The sequence below is a fragment of the Microcoleus sp. T2B6 genome, assembly GCF_036700475.1.
Taxonomy (GTDB): domain Bacteria; phylum Cyanobacteriota; class Cyanobacteriia; order Cyanobacteriales; family Microcoleaceae; genus Microcoleus.
Genome location: NZ_JAUBOZ010000116.1, coordinates 1 through 22909, shown reverse-complemented (window position 1 = coordinate 22909; position 22909 = coordinate 1). Strand labels below are relative to the sequence as shown.

Below are 22909 nucleotides of genomic sequence, written 5' to 3'. Positions count from 1 at the left end.
ACTACGTTTTTTGAGTCACGACACCGGGCGAATGCGAAGCTAGTTCCCTGCTCTGTCGCTAGTAGTTAAACAGTTCTAAGGTCACTGGAACAGTGCTGCTAGCCCGCGCAAGCTCAGAAAACATTGGCAAAGCTAACTTTACCCCAGAAATGGGAGATTGAGGACAACCATATCCTCACGGGGGGGGCAACCATACCCCCCTACCCCGCAAGGGGATTAAAATTAAATGTAAAGCCGTCCTGTAAGGACGGGGTTTCAGACCCGAGGAATTTTGATGACAAAATCAGGACAGGGATTTGGCTTCGGCCTGGGCAAAATGAAAGAACTGACTGAAGCTTTCAAAAAAGCTCAGCAGGTTCAAGAAGGAGCTAAAAAGCTCCAAGAAGAGTTGGATGTCATGGAAATTGAGGGAACTGCCGGCGGCGGCTTGGTCAAGGTTTTTCTTAGCGGCAACCAAGAACCCCGCCGCGTGGAAATCTCACCGGATGCCCTCGGTGAAGGTGCTGATGTGGTTTCTGAACTCGTCACGGTGGCGATGCAGGAGGCTTACGCTAAGTCTACGATGACGATGCGGGAGAAAATGGAAGAACTCACCGGTGGACTAAATCTCCCCGGTTTCGGTTAGTCATTAGTCATCAGTCATTAGTCATCAGTCATTAGTCATTAGTCAATGGTGATGGATGTTTAATAACGGCTTGATAGCTAATGACTGGTTGATTGGTATGAAGCAGGAAACCTTGGTAATTGGAATGAAAAATATTCTTGCCTCTTCCTTCCAATTACCAATTACCAATTACCAATTACCAATTACTCAATACCAATTACTAATTTAATGTCTTATAAATTATTGTTTGTCTGTCTCGGCAACATCTGCCGATCGCCCTCAGCAGAAAATATTATGAATCACTTAATTGAACAAGCTGGTTTGGGCGATCGCATCACCTGCGATTCGGCTGGAACTGCTAGCTATCACGTTGGCAGCCCCCCTGACAGGCGGATGGCATTGGCGGCGAGGAAGCGAGACATTGAATTGCTAGGCGAAGCCCGCCAATTTACCAGGAAAGATTTTGAAAATTTTGATTTGATTCTGGCTATGGATCGGGACAATTATCGCAATATTCTTGCCCTGGATGCGGCTGGAAAGTATAAAGATAAAGTGCGACTGATGTGCGATTTTTGCCAGAAATACGACCTTAAAGAAGTGCCAGATCCTTACTACGGTGGCCCGGAGGGATTCGATCGAGTAATTGATTTGCTGCTGGACGCTCAAGCGGGTTTGTTGGAGTATGTTATAAATCAGGAAAAATTAAGAATTACCAATTAACAATTACCAATTACCGACTAAATGGTGTTCCATCGCAAAACGAACGAGTTCTGCACGGTTGTTGCTGTCGGTTTTTCTGAACAAGCTGCTGACGTGCTTTTCGACAGTTCGAGGACTCAGGTGGAGTCGATCGCCTATTTGAATATTAGAAAGACCTTCTGTGAGCAAATCTAGCACTTCTCGCTCTCGCTGAGTCAAACTCGGAGAATTTGGGCTGGGAGAGGGGCGTGAAGCGGAGCTATCCCGTAGGGAATCGCCTGTGTTTGGCTTGTGAGTTAAAAAATCCGCTTCTGGCTGGCTGTTGGCTCTGCTGCGTGCCTCTGTTGGCGTCGGTTCAGGTTTTGGGGAATGAGACGGTGCCTGAGCGATTAGGGCGTAGCGATCGAGCAAAGAGCGAATTACCGCCCCCAACTCTGGGAGTTCAAAAGGCTTAGCCAGATAATTGTCGCACCCCATCTGATAGCCGCGAATCCGTTCCTGCGTGCTCGTGCGTTCCGTCAAAAAAATCACCGGCAGCAAGCGAAAAGCGGGACGAGTCCGAACTCGGCGCACGAATTCGTAGCCATCCATCTCGGGCATTGTAATGTCCGTAACAATCAAGTGGGGCTGAAATTCCTCTACCAAGCCTAAAGCTTCTTTGCCGTTCTCAGCAGGGATTACAGAGTATCCGGTAATTTCCAGATAATCGGTAATCGACAAGCGAGTCGCGAAATCGTCGTCAGCAACCAGAATGGTCAAGGGCATGAGGGGAATTTAAAAATTAAACATTAAAAATTAAAAGTGAAATTAGTCACTTTTAATTTTTAATTCTACTGTTTAATTCTGTTTTTGACACTCCCTGACCTAAAGGACAGGGATTCTTAATTCAGCGACTGACCTTAAAATGTTGCGTCCTTTCGGCAATACTCAAACTTTTTAACCGTAGAAAGCCTACCAATTAACGAGCCCGATTCGCAGTCACCCGCCTAGGGTCTATCTCCAAAAGCGTACTAGGATATTCACCTAGAGTTCGGGTATGCCCTACCCTACTTAACAAGACTAAATAGTTTGTTTCTCTGGTTAAAGGAACTGTGTTAAGCCCCTAGCTGTTTATAGAGTTTTCGCCGCTCTTTGTCCCCCGGTTTACGCGCCAAAGTGTGTCGTTAACTGTTTTTATACACGATGGCGAAGGAGTTTAACCTTGACTACTCTAGTATACTAGAAATTGCCTCACTTTTAGGAAGGGATTTAAGAAATTAAAGCCGTCCTAGAAGGACAGGGTTTTAGACCCCATTTCGTTGATAACTTGCTGTTAAAGTAGCAGGCTGCCCTAATGTTCCCTCCAAAGCTACGCCGCGCCCGTTTGCTGCCAAATGCCGCAGAGTTTTGTAAATTGTCTCGATTTGCTCTGGCTTTCCTGCTTTTTTGGCTAGTTCTGCTACAGACAGAGGTTGTTGGGCGTCTTTGAGCACTTGCAGTACCCGTTGCTGCAAGTCCAATACAGCAGCGGCTGCTTTTTTGCCTGCTTCAACCCCTGGCTGGTGATAGGCATTGACATTCACCAAGGAACCGTAAAAACCTACGGCTCTTTCGTAGAGGGCGATTAATGCTCCTACTGTCTCCGGGTTGACTTGGGGAATTGTGACAGTAATCGAATCTCGGTGATTTTCGTACAAAGCTTGTCGAGTTCCCTGCAACAAACCAGACAAATAATCTCCCGAAGTTACGCCGGTTTCTACTTCTGGGGAAATGCCTTGCCTGTCTTGCAAAACTTCGATAAATGTTAGGAAGAAATTCGGCACGCCGTCTCGCAGTTGCTGGACGTAGGCGTGTTGGTCGGTGCTGCCTTTGTTGCCGTAAACTGCGATACCTTGATGAACTGTATTGCCGTCTAAATCTTCCTGTTTGCCGATCGATTCCATGACTAATTGCTGCAAGTAGCGGCTGAACAATAGCAGTGAATCTTTATACGGCAAAACTACCATATCTTTCTCGCCACGTCCGTTGCAAGCAAAATACCAGGACATTGCTAACAAGGCGGCGGGATTATTTTTAATGTCGGGAATTCTGGTAGCTTCGTCCATGACTTTAGCACCATCGAGCATCGCCTGAATGTCGATGCCTTGCAAAGCTGCTGGCAAAAGTCCTACTGCTGACAGTTCCGAAGTGCGCCCTCCCACCCAGTCGGCCATCGGGAAGCTGTCAATCCAGCCTTCGGATTTGGCTAATTTGTCTAGTTTGCTGTCTGTTCCAGTGATGGCAATTGCTTGTTTGGCAAAATCCAGTTTTTGGGCGGCGAAGGCTTTTTGAACTTCGATCATGCCGTTGCGGGGTTCGGGGGTGCCGCCGGATTTGGAGATTGTAATTACTAGGGTGCTGGCGAGTTTGTCTTTAATTTTGTTAAGGATGCGATCGATCCCAGCCGGATCTGTGTTGTCGATAAAATGTATTGCTAGGGGCGGAATGTCTGGGGATAAAGCTTCGGCGACAAATTGGGGGCCCAGGGCCGAACCACCGATGCCGATCGAAATTATGTCGGTAAATTGCGGAGCAAATGGCGGTTTAATATCGCGGTTTTGAACTTTCTTGACAAATGCTTCGACTTGTGCTATGCCTTCGACTATTTCTTGTTTTAATTCTGGAGTGGGAGCTAAATCAGGGTTTCGCAGCCAGTAGTGGCCCACCATCCGGTTTTCGTCGGGATTGGCGATCGCACCTGCTTCCAAGGCTGCCATGTCTTTGAAAGCTTTGTCAAATTTGGGCTTGAGTTCTGCTGCGAAAGCGTCGTCGAATCCCATGCGGCTGATATCGAGGTAAAGTCCCAATCCAGAGTGATAGTAAAGCCAGTCTTGATAGCGTTGCCAGAGTGCTGCGGCGTCCATAGGAATTCTCTACAATTTTTTTAATGTTCGATCGGGGTCGTCAGGAATCCACCAATTGTAGTTTAAAACGATCTGATGTACGGCTTTTGCAGAATCCTAATAAATTTAAGCATTAATCGTCTGAAGGCAGCCGGAGCCGAAGGCAGGCAGAGCATTCGGCAGAATTAAACAATAAAAATATGACTTGGGCAACAGTCTTAGTAGGTAGATCCCCCATTAATGGCCACACCCCATAGATAGATCGAAGTGGCACAGAGATTTAAGTGTAGTCGGGGTTGGGCTTTGGGCCCTGGTTTCACAATATTCAAATTCGGGCGATCGGGAGGTGTAAAATAGGCATTGCGGTCAGGTTAAATATACTTTTAGCTGTCACTCAATAATCGGCTAAAAATATAGTTAACAACAGTCAACTATCTGAAGTGTAGTATAATATACAGATATTAGAATTAAAGTGCGATCGACTATGCTTGCTCTATCTCCCGAATTAAAAGAAAGGTTAGCAACTCCGCTCAAAATCGGCGATTTTGAAGTTAAAAGCCGCGTCCTGCAATCGCCCTTATCCGGCGTTACCGATTTGGTATTTCGCCGCCTGGTGCGCCGCTACGCGCCGGATTCGATGATGTACACGGAAATGGTGAACGCTACGGGTTTGCACTACGTCAAGCAACTGCCGAGAATTATGGAAGTTGACCCGAACGAACGCCCGATTAGCATTCAATTGTTTGACTGCCGGCCGGATTTCTTGGCAGAAGCAGCCCAGAAAGCTGTGGCCGAAGGAGCAGATACTGTTGATATTAATATGGGCTGTCCGGTTAACAAAATTACTAAAAACGGCGGCGGTTCTTCCCTGCTGCGAGATCCGGAAACGGCCGAGGCAATTGTGCGGGCTGTGGTGGAAGCGGTAGAGGTTCCTGTCACCGTTAAAACTAGGATCGGTTGGACTGACAAAGAAATTAATATTTTGGAATTTGCTCGAAGGATGCAAGATGCGGGAGCAAAAATGATTACCGTGCACGGCCGCACTCGATCGCAAGGTTACACCGGCCCGGCAAAATGGGAGTGGATTCGCCGAGTGAAAGAAGTTTTATCGATTCCAGTTATTGCTAACGGGGATATTTTTTCAGTGGAAGCAGCGATGCGATGTCTGGAAGAAACCGGCGCTGATGGAGTGATGTGTTCGCGGGGAACATTGGGCTATCCTTTTTTGGTGGGAGAAGTTGATTATTTCTTGAAAACGGGTGTGGAAAAGATAGCTCCGACACCAATTGAACGCCTCGAATGTGCTAAGGAACATTTGCGGGCTTTGTGGGAATATAAAGGTGAAAGCGGTGTTTGCCAAGCGCGCAAGCACTTAACCTGGTATGCTAAGGGTTTCCCCGGTGCTGGGGAATTGCGGGGCGTGTTGGCTGTGGTAGAAACAGTGGAACAAGGTTGCGATTCGATCGATCGCGCGATCGAGCAATTGCCCGCATAAACCTTACCCGCAGAGGCCAACTAGGGATTACAGAAACAAAATTCACCTCTGCGGGCTAAGATTTAAGACACAGTTAAAAATTTGTGGGTGGGGGAAAGCATGGATTCCTTAAAAGGGCGAGATTTATTAAGTCTGGCAGATTTAAGCATTGACGAATTAAATTATTTGCTGGATCTAGCAGCCAGTTTAAAATCGGGAATGGTCAAGCTGAAACGCAATAAAGTTCTCGGCTTGTTATTTTCCAAAGCTTCAACGCGAACGCGGGTAAGTTTTACGGTAGCAATGTATAAATTGGGAGGGCAAGTGATTGACCTTAATCCCAACGTTACCCAAGTCAGCCGCGGTGAACCTTTGGTAGATACAGCCAGGGTGTTAGACAGATATTTAGACATTTTGGCGATTCGGACTTTCGAGCAAAAGGACTTAGCAACTTTTGCTAACTATGCAAAGATTCCTGTTATTAATGCGCTGACAGATGACGAACACCCCTGCCAAGTGCTGGCAGATTTAATGACAGTAAAAGAGTGTTTTGGCAAGCTAGAAGGATTGACTCTGACTTATTTGGGCGATGGCAATAATATGGCTAATTCGCTGATGTTGGGCTGTGCAATGACGGGAATGAATGTAAGAATTGCTTGCCCTCAAGATTTCCAGCCGAATGCTGAGATAGTGGAAAAAGCTAAGAATATTGCTAATGGAAAAACAGAAGTTACTGTGACGGCGGACGCAGAAGCTGCTGTGAAGAATGCTCAAGTGATTTATACTGATGTTTGGGCGAGTATGGGACAGGAAGAGGAAGCAAAAATCAGGATTCCTTTGTTTGAGCCCTATCAGGTAAACGAACAATTGCTGAAGTTAGCAGATAAGAATGCAATTGTATTGCACTGTTTGCCCGCACACCGGGATGAAGAGATTACCGATGCAGTGATAGAAGGCAGTCAATCGCGCGTTTGGGATCAGGCAGAAAATCGGATGCACGCTCAGCAAGCTTTGCTCGCAAGCATTCTAGAAAGCGATTAGGAAGTAGCTAAAAATTAATCTTTCAAGCGGTTTTTAATAGTCCCTTTAGGGCGGGCTAGAAGCCCACCCCACAATAAATTTAATTTTTGTGGAACGGGCATCTTGCCCGTTCTTAATGGGGTTTTCAATTTGATATAATTGGTGGGAGCATTTCTTGAATAGCGATATTGACAGTGGGAAATTGCAGCGGTGAAATGCGAGCATTTTCTCCTTGAATTACTTCGCTTTGATACCCATCGACGGCGGGTTCTCTAAAAACATGGAGTTGTCGATCGCCCACATTTAGCACCCAATAATCGGCAATTCCCGATCGCGCGTAAGCTTTGGCTTTAATTTCGCGATCGAAAGTTAAGCTGCTGTCTGCCACTTCGATAATGAGATATACCTCTGAGGGAGTCGGATGGTGAGTCGCATAGTCAAAAGGATCGATTCTGACTACGGCGATATCCGGTTCGGGTTCAGAATTGTCATCAAGGGCGATCGGGCTTTTATTATAAATAGCAGCCTGATTTCCCACAAGATTGTGCAGCAGCGTCGCAGTGCGTCTAGTGGCGGCAGCGTGAAGAGTTCCTTTTGCACTTATTTTTATAATATTTCCTTCAATTAATTCGAGTCGTTCTTCTGGGTTAAAAATTCCGATTTCTCCCAGCTTGTGATACTCTTTAACTGTCCATTTACGGAGCATGAAAGCAGCTTCTGTTATTAGCATAGCTTCTCGGCTAAATTTATAATTTGAGCCTGGATAATTTGATTGTAGCTTAATTGGTTCCCAGGCAGAAACCATTACTGACAACTTAACGTAAAACCGATAGTCCGGCAGGGGTTGAAACCCCTGCCTCAAAGCTAAAGTCCTCTCAAGAGGACTGCACAATTCATCAGTCCTCTTGAGAGGACTTTAGCTATTAGCCAGGGAATTAATTCCCTGGCGGTCTTTCGGGCTAAGCAGGGGTTTAAACTCATCCCGGTCTTTCGGGCTAAGTTGACACCCTACAAACTGGCGAAATTCACTTTTGTTACTTCACCGGCGGCAACATTAACTGTTTGTTGAATTTGACTACCGTCAACTTTCAACTGATAAGTTCCCGGAGAAAGCTCGATCGCCCCAAACCATCCTTTACCATCGGCGCGCAGTTGGCGCACCTTTCCCGCAGCATCGATCGACTGCAATGTCAAGCTTGCACCGTCGCAAGTTTGAGCGCACGGCTGCAAATTTCCGGCGATCGCACCTGTAGTCGGCCGCGACTTCCAAGGCATATCGGGAACCGCTGCGGTTGTCGCCCACACAGGCTGAGTTTGAACGGTTTTGCCCGTGGCAGCGTCAACGTATTGACTCGGCTGCGACAGCGCAGTGTAAAACAAATCGTTGCTTTGGGGAACGTATTTCCAAGGCTGGCGGGGCAAATCACCGCTACCGCCCGATCGCAGTTCCACATTCGTGTACACGTTGCTGCTAGCGTAGGAATACAGCACCGTACCTGCGACGTGATTTCCTTTCGCAGAAGGCTGTTCGGCGCGACGAATCTGGCCTAGAGTGTCTTCGATGTAGTTGAGGTAATTGCCGGGGCCGATCGCAATTTGGCGGTTGTACTGGTGGTCTTTGGCGTACTCGATCCAGTTGTCGTAAGCGAGTTTTTGCGATCGTTTGTACTCGCGCTGGTAAGTCATCGGCATCGCCATGTCTACGATCCCTTCTTCCAGCCAAGCGCGCCAATCTTGCAATACTTCTTTGTAAGGCTGCGTTTGATACCACCCTGCATCGTTTTTGGGGCCGTCTCCCCAGGCGATCGTGGCGGCGGTAATTTTAACGCGCGGTTTAATCGCAAGGCTTTCTACATAAAGCTTTCGCACTAAATTTGTTACCTGGTCGCGCCGCCACTGCATCCACGCGGGATCGGTGGGTGCGGGTTTGCCCGATCGACCTGTTTGCTGATTGAAACGGGCGATCGCAGTCGGATTGTAGCCCCAAGTCGGCCCGCCGTAGCGCACATAATCCAACTGTACGCCGTCCACATCGTAGCGCTTGATCAAGTCCAAATAGACGGAAACAGTATAATCTACGGCGTCTGGATGGCCGGGATCGAGGAAACCGGGTGATTCGCCGCTCGAAGTCAGCATGGCCCAATTGTCGTTTCCGGGGGCAGAAGGCCCGTGTTGTTGCCAAACGTGACCGGCGGGAAGTTTGCTACCGGAAACCACCGGCAGCGTCACCATCCAAGCGTGTACTTCAATGCCTGCGGCGTGGGCTTTGTCAATCAAATCTTGCAGGGGATCGAAACCCGCCGGAACGTTGGGATCGAGGGTGCGGGGTTCGATCGCACTCGTGTAAAAGGCATCGCCACGGCGGCGGACTTGGGCGACGATGGCGTTGGCATTTGCCCGCTGCGCGTCTGCGATCAATTTTGTGACTTCTTGAGGGGTTTTGAAGCCGGGGTTGAAGGCGTCCACCCAGAAGGCGCGAAATTCGGCGGTTTGGGTTGGCGGGGGCATAGTTGCGTTCGCGCGGTTTGGGAACCAGTTTGATAACCAACCAGGAGTCAGCAGAAAACTAATTGTTAAGCCAATCAGGAACAAGCTTGACAAAAAGAATGTTTTGGGTTTAGGCATCAGAAATGTGTGAGAGAGCGTTTAACAGTCCTTTACGGACTTTTGGTTTGAGCGTCCGCTTGACATTTTCGCACAATGGTAAATTAAGTGGGCAGATCGGTAAATAGTTGAGTAATACCGCTGGGAGAGTCGAGAATGAGATTAAAATTGACCTCGGCAAAATGGGCGATATTTTCCGATTTTTCAATATAGCGGTTGAGCCCGTAAATTGAATCCGCGACACCACTTAACATAGTTTTACAGGCTAAATAGGGTTTTAATGATTTTCATTTTGGCTGTATCAATGCCGGGTTCAAGTTTGGCAATTGGAGTTAGGCTTTTCCACTTGCCTTTATTCGCGGTGAAGATAGCATCGGCTGTTTTTTCGGCATCAATATTTTCAAAGCCGCCTATTTTATTAGTGTATAAGTAATTGAGGCGATCGAAAATCTCATCTCTAGATGCACGTTTCACGCTGACTGCTTGAGGAGGAGGAGGCGGCGGCGGTGGCGGTGATATAGAAAATACTTTAGCAATAAAATCTAATCTGGCCTTAGTCAAACCACATTGTAACTTAGTCAGGGGGGTGAAATCTGACCATTGCTCGCGGTTAGAATCTACAATTTTATTTGCCGTTTCAACTGGTTTTACATTCTTCCAATTATGCTCTTTAACTAAGTATTTAAGTCCAGCTATAATAGTATCTTTTGATGCTGTACTCAGATTGACTTGGGGATTTGCTTCTCGCGCTAGAATCTTCGCTTGTTCAATATTTGATGGTGTTGGGTCAATGACAATACACCATACTAAATCTAATTTGGCTTGTTGAGCTACAGCATAGACAAAGTGATTGCTCACAACTTGATACTGATAGTCGCCTGTTTCTTTAACGATAATCGGAATCCAATTGCGAGTACCTGCTTGCAAGACGGCTTCGGCGGCTCCGGCAATGATAAACTCTGACTCAGAGCAGGGTTCTGCTGACTCAATTTTAGATAACTTCAAGTGCATTAACTTACCGATGTTCTCAGAATTACTCATACAAAAAATACTCCTTCGCTAATTTTAAGTAATATTCAGCGGCTTTTTTGTGTTGAAAAACCGCTGGTTTTCGAGAAAAAGCTGCAGTAGAAACAACTTCATATTCTGGAACACTGAATATAGTTGTGTCAATCACCGTTTTTGTAGATTTAGGCCAATAAGAGGGTAACAAATTAGTATCTAGAAGATAATTATCTCCTTTCTTAACTGTAAGAATTGCTTTAATTTCTGCATTTGCTCTTTTGAGTGAAGCCTCTGTTTCTTTATGTTTATTGAAAAATATCGGCAAGGCAATAGGGCCACCGTCCTTCCTAAGCTTCTTAACTTCAGGTAAGAATTCTTTAATAACTTTAGCAGCATTTTTTAAAGATGAAAAGTTATTGTGTTCGGTTGGCATGAGGATTACATCAGAAGCTATTACACAGCTTTTACTAAAAAAAGTCCAGTTCGTAGGTGCATCAATTAAGATGTAATCATAATTACGAACAAAAATATCAAGTAAATCTCGCAGCTTTGCTGAACCTTTCTCAATTTGTGCTTCATACTTATAATCCATAAACTTCGATAACCCTGTATCCGATGGAATGACATCAAACACCTTAACTAATTGACCCGCTTTATTCTTCAGATTAAATGCTTGAATAGTGTCTTTAACATTCAATGCTCCATCCCTCAAGCAATCCGATAATTTTACTTTTCCCTCCTGTAAGCCTAATGAATCTGTTAAATCTCCTTGTTGTGGATCGAAGTCAACAACAAGCACTTTTTTCGGCTGTTGTCGAAGAATCGCAGCCAAGTTGATTGTCGTTGTAGTTTTTCCCACGCCTCCCTTATCATTATAAATGCAAATTGTTAAAGCTTTGGGTGGGTTTTCCAGCAAGTTCTTAATTTTAGTAATAATCTCAATGATATTATCTTTGGTTATCCTCATGCAGTCAGTAGCAGGCAATACGATTTTACCATGTTTGCGGAAGAGCTGGATATCTGTTGAGTTAGTGATAATACCCCATTGAGATGTTTGGCACTTAGGAGCAAGAAGATAACCTGTTATCTGTTCTTTAGCTTTTTTGTACGTGGGAGTACCTTCTGCTAAGTTAAGGATTACCTTTCCTGATACTCTCCCTTTAACTTCAATGATTAAGTATGGCTTACTCTTAGCAACGGAAAATTTATCCTCATCGTGATTCTTACGAGCAGCAAAATCAGCAGGACCCTTCCCTGTTTTAAACTGTTGTACCCACTCATCAGAGCTGAATCCAAGTGCATTTAGAAGGCGTTTGACAAATCTATCTTCGACTTCTGGCTCTTCTGCATTCTCTGAAATACTATCTAAAACTTCATTCCAGTTGATAGTTGTCATAACTTAGACCTAGATACTTAAGTAAAATCATAACGCTTGGTTTGAGTTTGTGTCATCGTTAGCTACCTCCGGCTCTAGCTATATGAACAGTCAACATACTTTTGGATAAGTTATATATTTTCGAGTGCGCTTGACATTTTCGCACATCGGTGTAATTTTAGGCGAAAATACACTGAACTGGCGATCGCACTTTTTGAACAAATGATAGTACCGCACTTTCAAACGCTAGCCCTTCCGGGTAACAGCTACTCAACTGCAAGCAATTTACTCGATCGAGTAGACTTGTTGCGCCCAGAATCGCGATCGGCAACATCACCTAATTTTCGGGATACTTTCTTGAACTGTGAAGGATACGGAGAATTTCTACGTTTTCTTCTTTTACTCGATAGATGATCAGATAAGATGTATTGGAAATGACAAGTTCTCTAGTAGCTTCTACGCGACCAACTCGACCCATAAAAGGAAATTCTGCGAGTTGACCTACAGCACTCTGAATCCTTAAAATTAATTGCCTTGCTGCCTCTGGATCGTCTTTAACAATATATGCGTGAGCCTGTTCTAGATTTCGCAAAGCTTGTCGCAGCCACTTAATTTTCATTAGTCAATTTGACAAAAACTGCTTGGACTTCATCATCGCTGGCAAAGTCTCCAGCTTCGGCCTCGGCAACGCCTTTATTAATCTCATCAAGCAGCCATTGATAATTTTCTAGGTAAGAAGCGATCGCTTCGTTCAAAACATAAGTTAAATCGCGATCGGTGACAGTAGCGATCGCCTTCAGCGCCTCTTTTTTTTCGCTATCAAGGAGAAATGTAAAATTTTCTTGACTCATGGCTGCCCTTTGCTGTTATGGGAAGAGAGTAAACTGGTACTATGATAGCCTATAGATTCCTATTTTGGGCGAAAATAAACTGAACTCGAAATCGCACTTTTTGAACAAATGATAGTACCGCACTTTCAAACCCTAGCCCTTCCGGGTAACAGCTACTCAACTGCAAGCAATTTACTCGATCGAGTAGATGGCTGGCGCCAAGAAGCAACCCGAAAGTTGCAGCAAAGCCAGAGAGGAGAAAAGGGACAATTTTTAACACCTTCGTCCGTGGCAAGTTTGATGGCGGGAATGTTTGAATTTAACTGTCCCGATATATCGCTTTTAGATGCCGGTGCAGGAATTGGTTCCCTGTTAGCAGCAGTTGTTTGCGAACTTTGCCAGCGCCCAAACAAACCGCACAGCCTGCAGGTTACAGCTTATGAAATTGACCTTATTTTGATAGAATACCTCAAGCAAACTTTAGAATTATGCAGTATAGAATGTCAGCGTTTTGGGATATCTTTTACCTGTGAGGTTCGCGAAATTGATTTTATTCAAGACAGCGCTGATATGTTGCAGCCCAATCTATTTACACAACCAGTAAAACGGGAATTCACCCATGCAATTATCAATCCTCCCTATGCCAAGATAGACGCTAAATCCCAAGCCCGAACCTTGCTGCGTTCTATAGGACTAGAAACCAGCAATCTCTACGCTGGCTTCACAGTGGCTGCTGCTCACCTGCTCAAACCAAACGGTGAATTAGTGTCGATTACTCCCCGCAGCTTTTGCAACGGTTTGTACTTTCGAGATTTCCGCAAAGTATTCCTTCAAATGATGGCTTTACGCCAAGTACATATCTTTGAATCCCGACAGTTGCCATTTCGCGATGATGCGGTGCTGCAAGAAACTATTATTGTGCGCGCCACCAAACAAATAGAACAGCCAGATACTGTACTAATTACCTCAAGCAGCAGCGTGGGCGACGACCTGGTTTTGTCTCACCAACTGCCCTATACCGCCCTAATTAATCCCAAAGATTCCGAGCAATTTATTCGGATTTTACCGGATTCTGTCAGCCAGAAAGTAGTCGCTCAAATGGCTCAATTTACTTGCACCCTAGAGGAATTAGGCTTAACAGTTTCTACCGGAAAAGTTGTAGATTTTCGTGTTCGGTCTGACTTGCGGCTAAAACCTGAAAACGGTACAGTTCCGCTGATTTATCCCGCACATTTCTCGGCTGGCGGTGTTGAATATCCCACAGCCACGAGAAAGCATCAAGCTTTAGCTGTCACGGAAAAAACTGCTGCACTCCTCGTACCTAACGAACATTATGTTTTGAGCAAGCGCTTCTCCTCAAAGGAAGAGAAAAAGCGAATTGTTGCAGTTGTTTGGGATGCCAATAAAATTAATAGTTCTAGCGTGGGTTTTGAGAACCATTTGAATTACTTTCACCAACAGGGACGCGGATTAGACCTCACCCTGGCGCGGGGATTGGCCGTTTATCTAAATTCGAGTTTGGTAGATGCGTTTTTCCGACTGTTCAACGGACACACTCAAGTTAATGCTACGGATTTACGCAATTTGAAGTATCCTAATCTAGAGCAATTACTTTTACTTGGCGCTCAAATAGGAGAAATATTTCCTACACAGCGGGAGATTGATCAACTTGTCGAGAGACAACTGCTGAAGGCAACAAATCCGTTAGAAAATAGCCCAATGACAATCAAGAACCGTATTGATGAATCTCTAGAAATACTTGCAGCGCTGGGTTTTCCAAAAGGTCAGGTTAACGAACGTTCCGCCTTAACCCTTCTGGCTTTGCTTGACCTCAAGCCAAAGGATGCTTGGGAATTGGCGAAATCTCCACTTCGGGGAATCACACCAATTATGGAATTTATGGATCAGGAATACGGTAAAAAGTATGCACCAAATACGCGGGAAACTGTGCGCCGCCAAACGGTGCATCAGTTTCTAGATGCAGGTTTAATTGTTGTTAATCCTGACAGTCCCGAACGTCCGGTGAATAGTCCAAAAACTGCATATCAGATAGAAGAAAGTGCTTTGGAACTGCTGCGAACTTATGACACTTCTGACTGGGACAAGAATCTTCGCGCTTACCTCGTTCATTTTAACGGAGAACATCTTTTGCAGGCTAATTCAAAAAATAAAAATAGTTTTGAGTATGAATGATGCTAAAATGCACTATTTATATGGCAGCCACTGGCATCACAGTATAGCAATCCTAAATGATTTGCGTAATTATTGTAGGGGCAATCCCACGCCCGGTTGCCCCGATAGATAGGGGGTAGGCACGGGGAGTAGGGGTAGCACTACCCCTACAAATTTATCTGAATGATTTAAGATTGCTATACTGTGATGCCAGGGGTTGAATTGACCGGAATTGTCGATCGCACTCAGTAAATCAAATAAGTAACTAGGTAAAATATCTTTCCAATGGAAAAAAAGCATAACGCTGGATTGTGGGTATCAGTATTATACTTCGCTCAAGGTCTCCCTTACACCGTCGTTAATTTAATGTCGGTGATTTTTTTGAAAGGTATGGGAACCAGCAACGAATTGATCGGATTGACAAGTCTTTTGTCTTTTCCTTGGGTTTTAAAAGGTTTGTGGGGGCCCGTTGTTGATTTGTATTCCACGAAACGCAAATGGATTTTAACAACCGAAATCATTTGTGCTTTTCTGTTTGCTTTCCTGGCTTTTGGTGTATTGACGCCCGCACCGATTATTATATCGCTTGTTATCTTTACCGCGATCGCCTTTGTGTCAGCTACTCACGACATCGCCATTGACGGATTTTATTTAAACACTCTAAATAAAGACCAACAAGCACTATTTGTCGGGGTTCGCAACACGGCTTATAGAGGTGCTGTCATTGCCGGCAGCGGTTTATTGGTGTTCTTAGCGGGGAAACTGGCAGAACAGCATTTAGTCACTGGAAATACAGGTGACACCAAAATATATCAAAACATTCCGCTGTCACTTTTCGGTTCGGATTTTAGCGTGTCTGCGCTTAACTACGGATGGGCGACAGCTTTTGGCATTTGTGCGATTATGTTTGTGCTGATATATCTTTTTCAGCGGTGGTATCTTCCCTATCCTCGCAATTACGATCTGGAATCCGACACTCCTCAACGAACAACCAGCTTTATCGAAGCATTCAAAACCTATTTTCAGCAAGATAAAATAGGTTGGATTGTGGCTTACGTCTTAATTTTTCGCTTGGGCGATGCCTTGACGTTTAAAATGGCTCCTCCATTTTTAATGGATAAAGTTGAGAAAGGAGGATTAGCAGTTTCTACGTCGGATATGGGCTTATTATCCGGTACTTTAGGGGTAATGTTTCTGTTAATAGGAGGGTTGCTGGGCGGCTATTTGATTGCCAAACAAGGATTGAAAAAATGGATGTGGCCGACGGCAATTCTGCAAAATTCAACTAACGTGCTGTATTGGCTGTTGGCAATCAATCAACCGGGGATTGAATGGGCTTATGTGGTAAATTCGATCGAGCAATTTACTTACGGACTTGGCGTAGCTGCCTATACAGTGTTCTTGATGCGGACTGTCCGCCCTGAATACGAAGCATCTCACTATGCAATTACAACGGCTTTTATGGCAGCAGGAGTGCTGATTCCGGGCGTTTTTAGCGGCTACTTGCAGGCGAGTCTCGGTTATCAAAATTATTTTTTGATGAGCGCGCTGGCTGTGATTCCCGGTATGCTGACGATTTTCTTTCTGCCCCTAGACGATGAGAAAAAATTGGCATCCATGCCCAGACCTGGACTGGACGATTTCGATTAATATCAAGTTCGATCGCTATAATTATCAGATTCGGGTGGGGCGGGTAAACCCGCGTTGCACAATTTGAGGATGATTCTTGTGGGGTGTCCCGCCTGCTGTGAAAATACACGCTTTCGGGCGGGACGCCCATCCCACAAAGCAATCAATATCATCCCGCAATTATGCAACGCCCGCGTTGCACAATTTGAGGATGATTCTTGTGGAGAGTAGGGGTTAGCCGTCCCGCCTGCTGTGAAAATACAGTGGACGGGCGGGACGCCCATCCCACAAAGCAATCAAAATCATCCCGCAATTATGCAACGCCGGTTGACCAATGTCTGCACTACTTTTGGAGATTTCGGTCAACCCCTCCCTACAGGAATATTGATGTTTTTAATCATGGAAGAGTATAAATTGTCCGTGTTTGTTTTCCTCAGATAAAATAAGGACACAACAATGTTGTGTCCCTACCGAATATCTGTATTGCCAGCCGCCAACTAAATCGCAATAAAATCGCTAGCTGTTAGCGGACTACTTGAAAGGCCAGCAATACTGGCAATAACTTCGCCGTTACTGGCAATTTCAATCGTCGTTATAAAATCCCCTGGAGTAACTCTCACTTGGTTGAAGCTCAAACCTCGGCTCAAACCGATTAAATCTTCACCCTTTTGAAAGTCTATAAGTGTATCTGTACCGGCACCTGCTCCTAACACGAATACGTCGCGTCCAGTGCCACTAATTAAGAGATCCGCACCCGCTCCCCCAATGAGCGTATCGTCTCCTTCTGCCCCGTTCAAATTGTCATCCCCTTTGCCACCTAATAGCTGGTCGTTTCCGCTGCCACCGCTGATAATATCGTTGCCTTTATTGCCGCTGAGAGTGTCGTTTCCCCTATTCCCCGTGATAATATCGTCCCCTGCCAAACCGGATGCTATATTGTTGGCATCGTCGCCGACTAAATTATTAATTTGGGATAGATCTAGAGCAGTTTGCATTGCCCTAAAACTTCCAAAAAAGCCTTTTCCGGGAGTGGTTCTCAATTGCTCTACTGTGCTGCGCGATTGCAGCGCATCTCCAAATTCTGGTAATGCAAAGTCTAAGCCAGCTAACAGTTCTAAATAATCTGAATCTGTAAAAGTGAAATCAGGGCGGTTCAACTGGTCTACAGAGATTTCGGCCTGAGTCAAGCCGGGAGGTGGAGAAGTTAACAAACCGCTTTTGCCGTGCTTGTCCAAGACAAGTAGTGGGTTGATAATCGGGTTAGTAAATGTTTGAAGAACTACTTTTCCGGGGAGAAAAGCTTCTCCTCCCAAACTCACAAAATCGCCGCTAACTATGTAGTGAGTTACATTTTTTCCCGCACCGGCTTTCTGCTTAAATGAATTGACTGTACTTTGAGCAACTCCCGGGGAATTGAAGGTGACAACATCTCCGATCGCAGATGTGAATTCTGTTGCGGCTAGTTGCGTTAAAGCACCGCCCAAGCTGTGTCCGAGAACGTCTGGGGGCAAGCGACGAGGGTTTTTTGCTGTGTCTTGACCGATTTGTGTCAGCCAATTTCCTAATGCCTGTTTGTTGGCTTCAAATTGGTTGAAACCGACGCCGCGCTTGTCTGCGTTGGCAAGATCGTCTGTGGGCGAGTCGGTGCCGCGAAATACCAAAACTGGCGGTTTGTCTGGGGTGGTGGAAATTAAGCCGATCGCGTGAAATCCAGTTCCGGGATCGTCAAAGGTGCGATCGATTTGGTAGCCAGCAGCGGTCAAACCCGTTTGAACTAAAGTTTGAGACTGGGGGTTGTTATCTATGTAAGCAAGTTGCTTGGCTATAGTTTCGTAAGCGGCGGGAGAGGAGGGCATATTTTTTTATTTCCTGTCGTTAGATTGGGAATTAGTGTTTAAGCTACTTAATTAATTTTACTGTAAACTCCGGTTATTAACCATATTAATTGGTCATATTTCGTTGCTTTGTAGGGGCAGATTTAGCAGACATTTTTTGTGGGTAAAAACAATTTTCCTACAAAACCCACCCCGGTTTCGCGCCACTAAAACTACAATTTTTTATCGCCCCCAAGCTATACAAAATCTACCCGCGTAAGATCGCTGGCAACTACGCCTCTGAGAGTAGCAAGAATTTCCCCAGTAACCGGGATAGTAATTAAAGCTCCGTCACCCGCTTGGGTTACTCTAATTTGAGGAAAAGTTAGACCCCGCGACAGTGTAATTAAATCTTCACTATCTTGAAAATCGACAATCACATCGGCTCCGCCACCTGATTCCAATACAAAGCGATCGCGCCCCGCACCACCAATTAAAAAATCGTTGCCAAACTCGCCGGAAACCAAATCGTTTCCGTCGCCACCCTCGAAATAATCGTTATCTCTGCCGCCGTACAAGAAATCGTCGCCATCACCACCGATGATGCTGTCATTACCTCGATTGCCTCTGAGAGTATCGTTACCGCCGTTGCCGATAACTGTATCCTCTCCAGGGCCCCCCGTAGCAGTATTGTTGCGAGCGTCCCCTGATAAATAATTCGGTTGTAAGGGAGCTAAACCGTATTGCATTTCTCTGATTAACTGCACAAAAGAAAATTCTGGTGCTGTTCTCACACTCTCTGCACCGCCTCTGCTTCTGATGGCTACTGACACATTGGGCAGGGCCAAATTCATCGCAGCGATAAACTCGTTAAAATCTGAATCGTTGTTATAAGTAAATTCGGGACTGTTTAATTGTTCTACGGAAATTTGCCTCTGCAAAAAACCCACGGGCGGAGTAGTTAACAAATTTTCAGTTCGATGTTTTGCCAAAACAGTTAAGGGATTAATACTCGGGTCTGTAAAGCTTTGGATAAATACTTTACCCGGAATAAATGCTTCGCCAAACAAGCTGACTACATCTCCGCTGACAATGTAGTGAGTGACATTTTTGTTGCCTGCCCTACTGAGATTTCTCCGAAAAGTGTTGAATGTACTCGCTGATACTCCCGGAGAGTTGAAAGTAAAGATATCGCCGGTCAGAGATGTGTATTCGGTTGCTAGAATTTGAGCGACGGCTCCGCCCCAACTGTGTCCGATGACATCGGGCAATAATTTGTTGGGGTTTTTACCAGTATTTTGACCGATTTCTGTGAGCCAATTTTTGATAGTATCTTTGTTTTTTTCAAATTCAGGTAAACCAATGTCCCGCGAGTCGGAAAAGATAGCGTCGCCGTCGATGAAGTCTGTACCTTTTAATACGAGGGCGGGCGGGTTTTCGGGATTGGATGAACCGAACCCGATCGCATAAAAGTTTGTTTCGGGGTCGTCGAATATGCGATCGATATAGTAGCCATTAGTATCCAGGAAACCGGAAACTTCATTTGCCGCGCTCGGCTTTTGATTCAAAAAAACAATTGATTTAGCTAGAGCTTCATAAACAGCAGGCGAGGCACTCATAATATTAGATTTTCTGTTTGTTGGTATTTGCGATCGCTCTATTCTTGAGCTAAGTGTCCAATCAACCATTATAGCTGACAAGATTTGTATGGTACACTTGATAATATCAACTCAAGAATAAAGTTTTTGCGGTTATGGGTATCATTCGTCAATACATTGCTCCATTTATAGCGGTATTAGTATTTTTCGCGGCTCTGGTAGCAGTCAGTGCTCGCATCTTTTTGCCTGGTGACATGGCGGCCCCCGCACCGATTGAGGAAGCGATCCCCCAAAAGCAAGCGGCAGTAGTGAACCCAATTTTCTTGGGGCTAAATTATTCAGCTTTCCGTGTCCGCTGATCTGATGTCTGCTCAACTAATACCGGGCTACCGGCTGCGCTCAGGATCGGGACTCGATCGAGCAAAACTGGTAAAGTTTATGCACCGGACTTACCAAGAGCTTTACCCCGATCGGGAATTGGGACATTTGGCTCAAACTGTCGAGCAGTATTTTTCTAACCAGACGCCGGTTTGGTGGGTAGAGTGCCAGAAAAACAGCCAGGAAGAGGCAGAAATTTTGGCGGCGCTGCCCTCGCAGCATCTCAATCCCCAATCTCAAGCCCAAAATCTCCAATCGGTTGTCGGATGTTTGTGGTTGGGAAATGCGATCGACCAAACCACCGGAGAACGCTACGCTCACATTTTTTTGCTGTACGTCGCACCGGAACATCGCCGTTTAGGAGTCGGTGCAGCTTTAGTTATTCATGCTGAAAATTGGGCGCGGGAAAGGGGCGATCGGCAAATTGGTTTGCAAGTATTTCTGAGCAATCAGCCTGCGGTGAATCTCTATCAAAAATTAGGCTATCAAACTCATTCCCTCTCGATGCTCAAATCCCTTTGAAATATAAATTCTACTGGTTTGGAATCAGGGGTAAAGTCCTGATTCATCCAAATTAGGGGGGCTTCAGTCCTCGCTACAAACTTAAGTAACAGCAGAGATATTCCTTTGTAGTAAGGATTTTAGTCCTGATTCATCCAAATTATGACGACTGAAGTCCTCACTACAAACTTAGGTGACAGCAATTATGAGGACTGAAGTCCTCGCTACCAACTTAGGTGACAGCAGAGGAATTTGTTTGTAGTAAGTCATATGTTGCACCATTCTCCATTAGCCTTTTATGAACAGGCTTTTCGGCCTGTTCCACAAGAAAATTTATCTGTTGTGGAACAGGCCGAAAAGCCTGTTGCTGACAATGGTGCAATATCTCAGTAGTAAGGTACTGCGCGTGCACCCTACAATTATTGACTGCTGACTGCTGACTACTGACTGAGTTGCTTAGGAGCATCCTCTGTGCGGTAAAGTTTTTTTATGAACAATAACGACTACTCCAACGCCCTTGATACTGACACGGAACTGGAAAGCCCTTTGGAGCAAATTTATGACTCCGAACCCCCGCTGCCAGATCCCGATGAAATGCTGCCTTTGCTGGAATCCCCGGAACCTCAGCACCGGATGATTGGGGCGCGGGCTTTTTGCGAAGTGCAGGACGATCGAGCAATTTCGCATTTAATTAATTTATTGAGAGACGGTTGCCCCTTGGTGCGGGTGAGCGCGGCTTATGCTTTGGGGCGAAATCCGAGCCCCGATGCTGTGGAACCCCTGATTCTTCAACTTAACTGCGACTGGAACGGTTACGTTCGCAAAGGGGTAGTTTGGGCCTTGGGAAATTGCAGGGATCACCGCGCTTTGCCATCTTTAATTGATGCTCTAAAAACAGATATTTCGGCGGTGCGTTTGTGGGCGGCGAGTTCTCTGGGTCAAATGGCAAAAGTTGGTTACTATGTGGTGATTGCGGCGATTCCACCGTTGATTCAAGCGCTGCGGGGAGATCCTGTATCTGCTGTGCGGAGCAACTGCGCTTGGGCGATCGGGCAACTGGCCCGCGAATTGCCGAATAATATAGTGTACGCTGGGGCGATCGACGGTTTGATTGAAGCTTTAGAAGAAGATGAAGATATGGGCGTGCGGGAAGATGCTAAATCTTCACTTTTGCGAGTTGGCGACCCGCGCGGATTGCAGATAATTGAAGACTTAGAAATGGAAGGACTTTTGTGATTTAAACCCCCCAATTACCAATTACCCACTATTAATTATGCCTTTCATCAGTGCTAAAACAGATTTTGGTTTCAAAAAAATTTTTGGTTCGCCCCAGAGCAAAGACATTTTGATTAGCTTCCTCAATGCTATGCTCTATGACGCACAGCCTACCATTGAAGACTTAGAAATTATTGACCCTTACGCCGCGCCGAGCGTTACTGGATTAAAAGATACTTACCTGGATGTTAAAGCCAAAATTACAGGCAACAAAACTGTGATTATCGAAATGCAGGTAATAAATGTAGAAGCTTTTACTAAACGGGTAGTGTACAATGCCGCCAAAACCTACGCAACTCAACTCAGACCCAGGGAAGGATACTCTAAATTAAATCCTCTGATTGCTTTAACAATTACAGATTTTATTCTATTTGAAAATACCGAAAAATTTCTCACCCATTTTGTATTTAAAGAACTCGAAGAAAACTTCGAGTATTATAACAGAGAAATCGAATTAGTGTTTGTCGAACTTCCCAAGTTTAACAAAGAACTAGAACAAATCGAAAACCTAATTCAAAGCTGGATTTATTTTATCAAAAATGCTCCCCTCTTCGATGAAATGCCTGAAAAATTTGCATCAATTCCCGAAATTCAAACAGCTTTTTCCATCGCCAGCAGAACTAATTTAACCCTTAAGGAATTAGAGGAATTGGAAAAGCGGGAAATGTTTTTTGAAGACCAACGCGGTGCTGTTATTAAGGGGATGCAAGAAGGTCGCCAAGAAGGCATAATTGAGGGGCAAACAGCATTAATCTTGCGTCAAGTCGCGCGGCGCACTGGCGAAATCCCACCAGAAATTAAAACTCGCATCCAGCAGTTATCTCTCGAACAATTAGAGGATTTAGGAGAAATCTTGCTAGATTTTACCAGTCAACAGGATTTGATAGCTTGGCTGGAATCCGTGTCAGCATGAATTTATAAATTTTGCACTTCTGATACTAAATCCGGCTTTAATACCCCCTTTATGATTTAGTCGGCGCAGGGGGACTGTGTTGGGAGCATGTCACTTTTGCAGTGAGCAATTATACTCATGCAGGTTTTACCTGATTACCAATTAAGCCGTTTAAGTA

21 protein-coding genes are annotated in these 22909 nt (G+C 45.2%); 10 read left to right on the top strand and 11 right to left on the bottom strand.

Going from position 1 to position 22909, the window contains the following annotated elements; translation table 11 throughout:
* Positions 1 to 274: 274 nt before the first annotated feature.
* Together QUA00_RS31375 and QUA00_RS31370 are read left to right on the top strand one after the other, a co-directional pair.
* Positions 275 to 625, top strand: coding sequence for a YbaB/EbfC family nucleoid-associated protein (locus QUA00_RS31375; RefSeq protein WP_333144612.1), 351 nt, complete (start codon positions 275 to 277; stop codon positions 623 to 625).
* Between the two features lie 207 nt (positions 626 to 832).
* On the top strand, positions 833 to 1324 hold the full coding sequence (locus QUA00_RS31370; protein ID WP_333144611.1) for a low molecular weight protein-tyrosine-phosphatase: 492 nt from the start codon (positions 833 to 835) through the stop codon (positions 1322 to 1324).
* A gap of 3 nt (positions 1325 to 1327) precedes the next feature.
* On the opposite strand, the gene QUA00_RS31365 is transcribed toward QUA00_RS31370, so the two are convergent.
* Together QUA00_RS31365 and QUA00_RS31360 are read right to left on the bottom strand one after the other, a co-directional pair.
* On the bottom strand, positions 1328 to 2068 hold the full coding sequence (locus QUA00_RS31365) for a response regulator transcription factor (RefSeq protein WP_333144610.1): 741 nt from the start codon (positions 2066 to 2068) through the stop codon (positions 1328 to 1330).
* 518 nt (positions 2069 to 2586) lie between these two features.
* A complete protein-coding gene (locus QUA00_RS31360; RefSeq protein WP_333144609.1) occupies positions 2587 to 4185 on the bottom strand; it encodes a glucose-6-phosphate isomerase in 1599 nt (532 codons plus the stop codon).
* Positions 4186 to 4648: 463 nt separating this feature from the next.
* Here QUA00_RS31360 and dusB point away from each other — a divergent pair, with 463 nt between their 5' ends.
* On the top strand, positions 4649 to 5659 hold the full coding sequence (gene dusB / locus QUA00_RS31355; protein ID WP_333144608.1) for a tRNA dihydrouridine synthase DusB: 1011 nt from the start codon (positions 4649 to 4651) through the stop codon (positions 5657 to 5659).
* Between the two features lie 99 nt (positions 5660 to 5758).
* Complete coding sequence (gene argF, locus QUA00_RS31350) at positions 5759 to 6679, top strand: ornithine carbamoyltransferase (RefSeq protein WP_333144607.1); 921 nt, start codon at positions 5759 to 5761, stop codon at positions 6677 to 6679.
* Positions 6680 to 6803: 124 nt separating this feature from the next.
* Here the strand turns inward: argF and QUA00_RS31345 are convergent, their stop codons facing one another.
* The 7 genes from QUA00_RS31345 to QUA00_RS31315 form a co-directional block, all read right to left on the bottom strand.
* Positions 6804 to 7388: a Uma2 family endonuclease gene (locus QUA00_RS31345; RefSeq protein ID WP_333412280.1), complete on the bottom strand. Its 585-nt coding sequence runs from the start codon at positions 7386 to 7388 to the stop codon at positions 6804 to 6806.
* Positions 7389 to 7666: 278 nt separating this feature from the next.
* Positions 7667 to 9283: a family 10 glycosylhydrolase gene (locus tag QUA00_RS31340; protein WP_333412279.1), complete on the bottom strand. Its 1617-nt coding sequence runs from the start codon at positions 9281 to 9283 to the stop codon at positions 7667 to 7669.
* Between the two features lie 83 nt (positions 9284 to 9366).
* Complete coding sequence (locus QUA00_RS31335) at positions 9367 to 9516, bottom strand: alpha-E domain-containing protein (RefSeq protein ID WP_445252033.1); 150 nt, start codon at positions 9514 to 9516, stop codon at positions 9367 to 9369.
* Between the two features lie 4 nt (positions 9517 to 9520).
* Entirely contained in the window at positions 9521 to 10303 is a 783-nt protein-coding gene (locus QUA00_RS31330; RefSeq protein ID WP_333412278.1) for a hypothetical protein, read from the bottom strand.
* Positions 10296 to 11663, bottom strand: coding sequence for an AAA family ATPase (locus tag QUA00_RS31325; RefSeq protein WP_333412277.1), 1368 nt, complete (start codon positions 11661 to 11663; stop codon positions 10296 to 10298). Before QUA00_RS31325 ends, QUA00_RS31330 begins: the two co-directional genes overlap by 8 nt.
* A 316-nt stretch (positions 11664 to 11979) precedes the next feature.
* Positions 11980 to 12261 carry a type II toxin-antitoxin system RelE/ParE family toxin gene (locus tag QUA00_RS31320; protein WP_006634284.1) on the bottom strand — a complete coding sequence of 94 codons (282 nt, stop codon included), beginning with the start codon at positions 12259 to 12261 and terminating at the stop codon, positions 11980 to 11982.
* On the bottom strand, positions 12251 to 12493 hold the full coding sequence (locus tag QUA00_RS31315; protein WP_333102366.1) for a CopG family transcriptional regulator: 243 nt from the start codon (positions 12491 to 12493) through the stop codon (positions 12251 to 12253). Before QUA00_RS31315 ends, QUA00_RS31320 begins: the two co-directional genes overlap by 11 nt.
* A gap of 108 nt (positions 12494 to 12601) precedes the next feature.
* Between QUA00_RS31315 and QUA00_RS31310 the strand changes: the two genes are divergently transcribed.
* The gene (locus tag QUA00_RS31310) at positions 12602 to 14665 is read left to right on the top strand and encodes an Eco57I restriction-modification methylase domain-containing protein (protein WP_333412276.1); all 2064 of its coding nucleotides are present in this window, start codon (positions 12602 to 12604) and stop codon (positions 14663 to 14665) included.
* Positions 14666 to 14929: 264 nt separating this feature from the next.
* Positions 14930 to 16294, top strand: a complete 1365-nt coding sequence (locus tag QUA00_RS31305) for an MFS transporter (protein ID WP_333412275.1) — start codon at positions 14930 to 14932, stop codon at positions 16292 to 16294.
* Between the two features lie 476 nt (positions 16295 to 16770).
* On the opposite strand, the gene QUA00_RS31300 is transcribed toward QUA00_RS31305, so the two are convergent.
* Entirely contained in the window at positions 16771 to 18129 is a 1359-nt protein-coding gene (locus tag QUA00_RS31300) for a calcium-binding protein (RefSeq protein ID WP_333412274.1), read from the bottom strand.
* A gap of 215 nt (positions 18130 to 18344) precedes the next feature.
* Complete coding sequence (locus QUA00_RS31295; RefSeq protein ID WP_333102362.1) at positions 18345 to 19706, bottom strand: calcium-binding protein; 1362 nt, start codon at positions 19704 to 19706, stop codon at positions 18345 to 18347.
* A gap of 134 nt (positions 19707 to 19840) precedes the next feature.
* Here QUA00_RS31295 and QUA00_RS31290 point away from each other — a divergent pair, with 134 nt between their 5' ends.
* The 4 genes from QUA00_RS31290 to QUA00_RS31275 all read left to right on the top strand — a co-directional run bounded on the left by QUA00_RS31290 (position 19841) and on the right by QUA00_RS31275 (position 22752).
* Positions 19841 to 20044, top strand: a complete 204-nt coding sequence (locus tag QUA00_RS31290; RefSeq protein ID WP_333144596.1) for a hypothetical protein — start codon at positions 19841 to 19843, stop codon at positions 20042 to 20044.
* 4 nt (positions 20045 to 20048) lie between these two features.
* Positions 20049 to 20585 (top strand): GNAT family N-acetyltransferase, encoded by a 537-nt coding sequence (locus QUA00_RS31285; RefSeq protein ID WP_333412273.1) that lies wholly within the window; start codon positions 20049 to 20051, stop codon positions 20583 to 20585.
* 468 nt (positions 20586 to 21053) lie between these two features.
* Positions 21054 to 21800, top strand: coding sequence for a HEAT repeat domain-containing protein (locus QUA00_RS31280; RefSeq protein ID WP_333144593.1), 747 nt, complete (start codon positions 21054 to 21056; stop codon positions 21798 to 21800).
* Positions 21801 to 21837: 37 nt separating this feature from the next.
* Positions 21838 to 22752: an Rpn family recombination-promoting nuclease/putative transposase gene (locus QUA00_RS31275; RefSeq protein WP_333412272.1), complete on the top strand. Its 915-nt coding sequence runs from the start codon at positions 21838 to 21840 to the stop codon at positions 22750 to 22752.
* Positions 22753 to 22909: the final 157 nt, after the last annotated feature.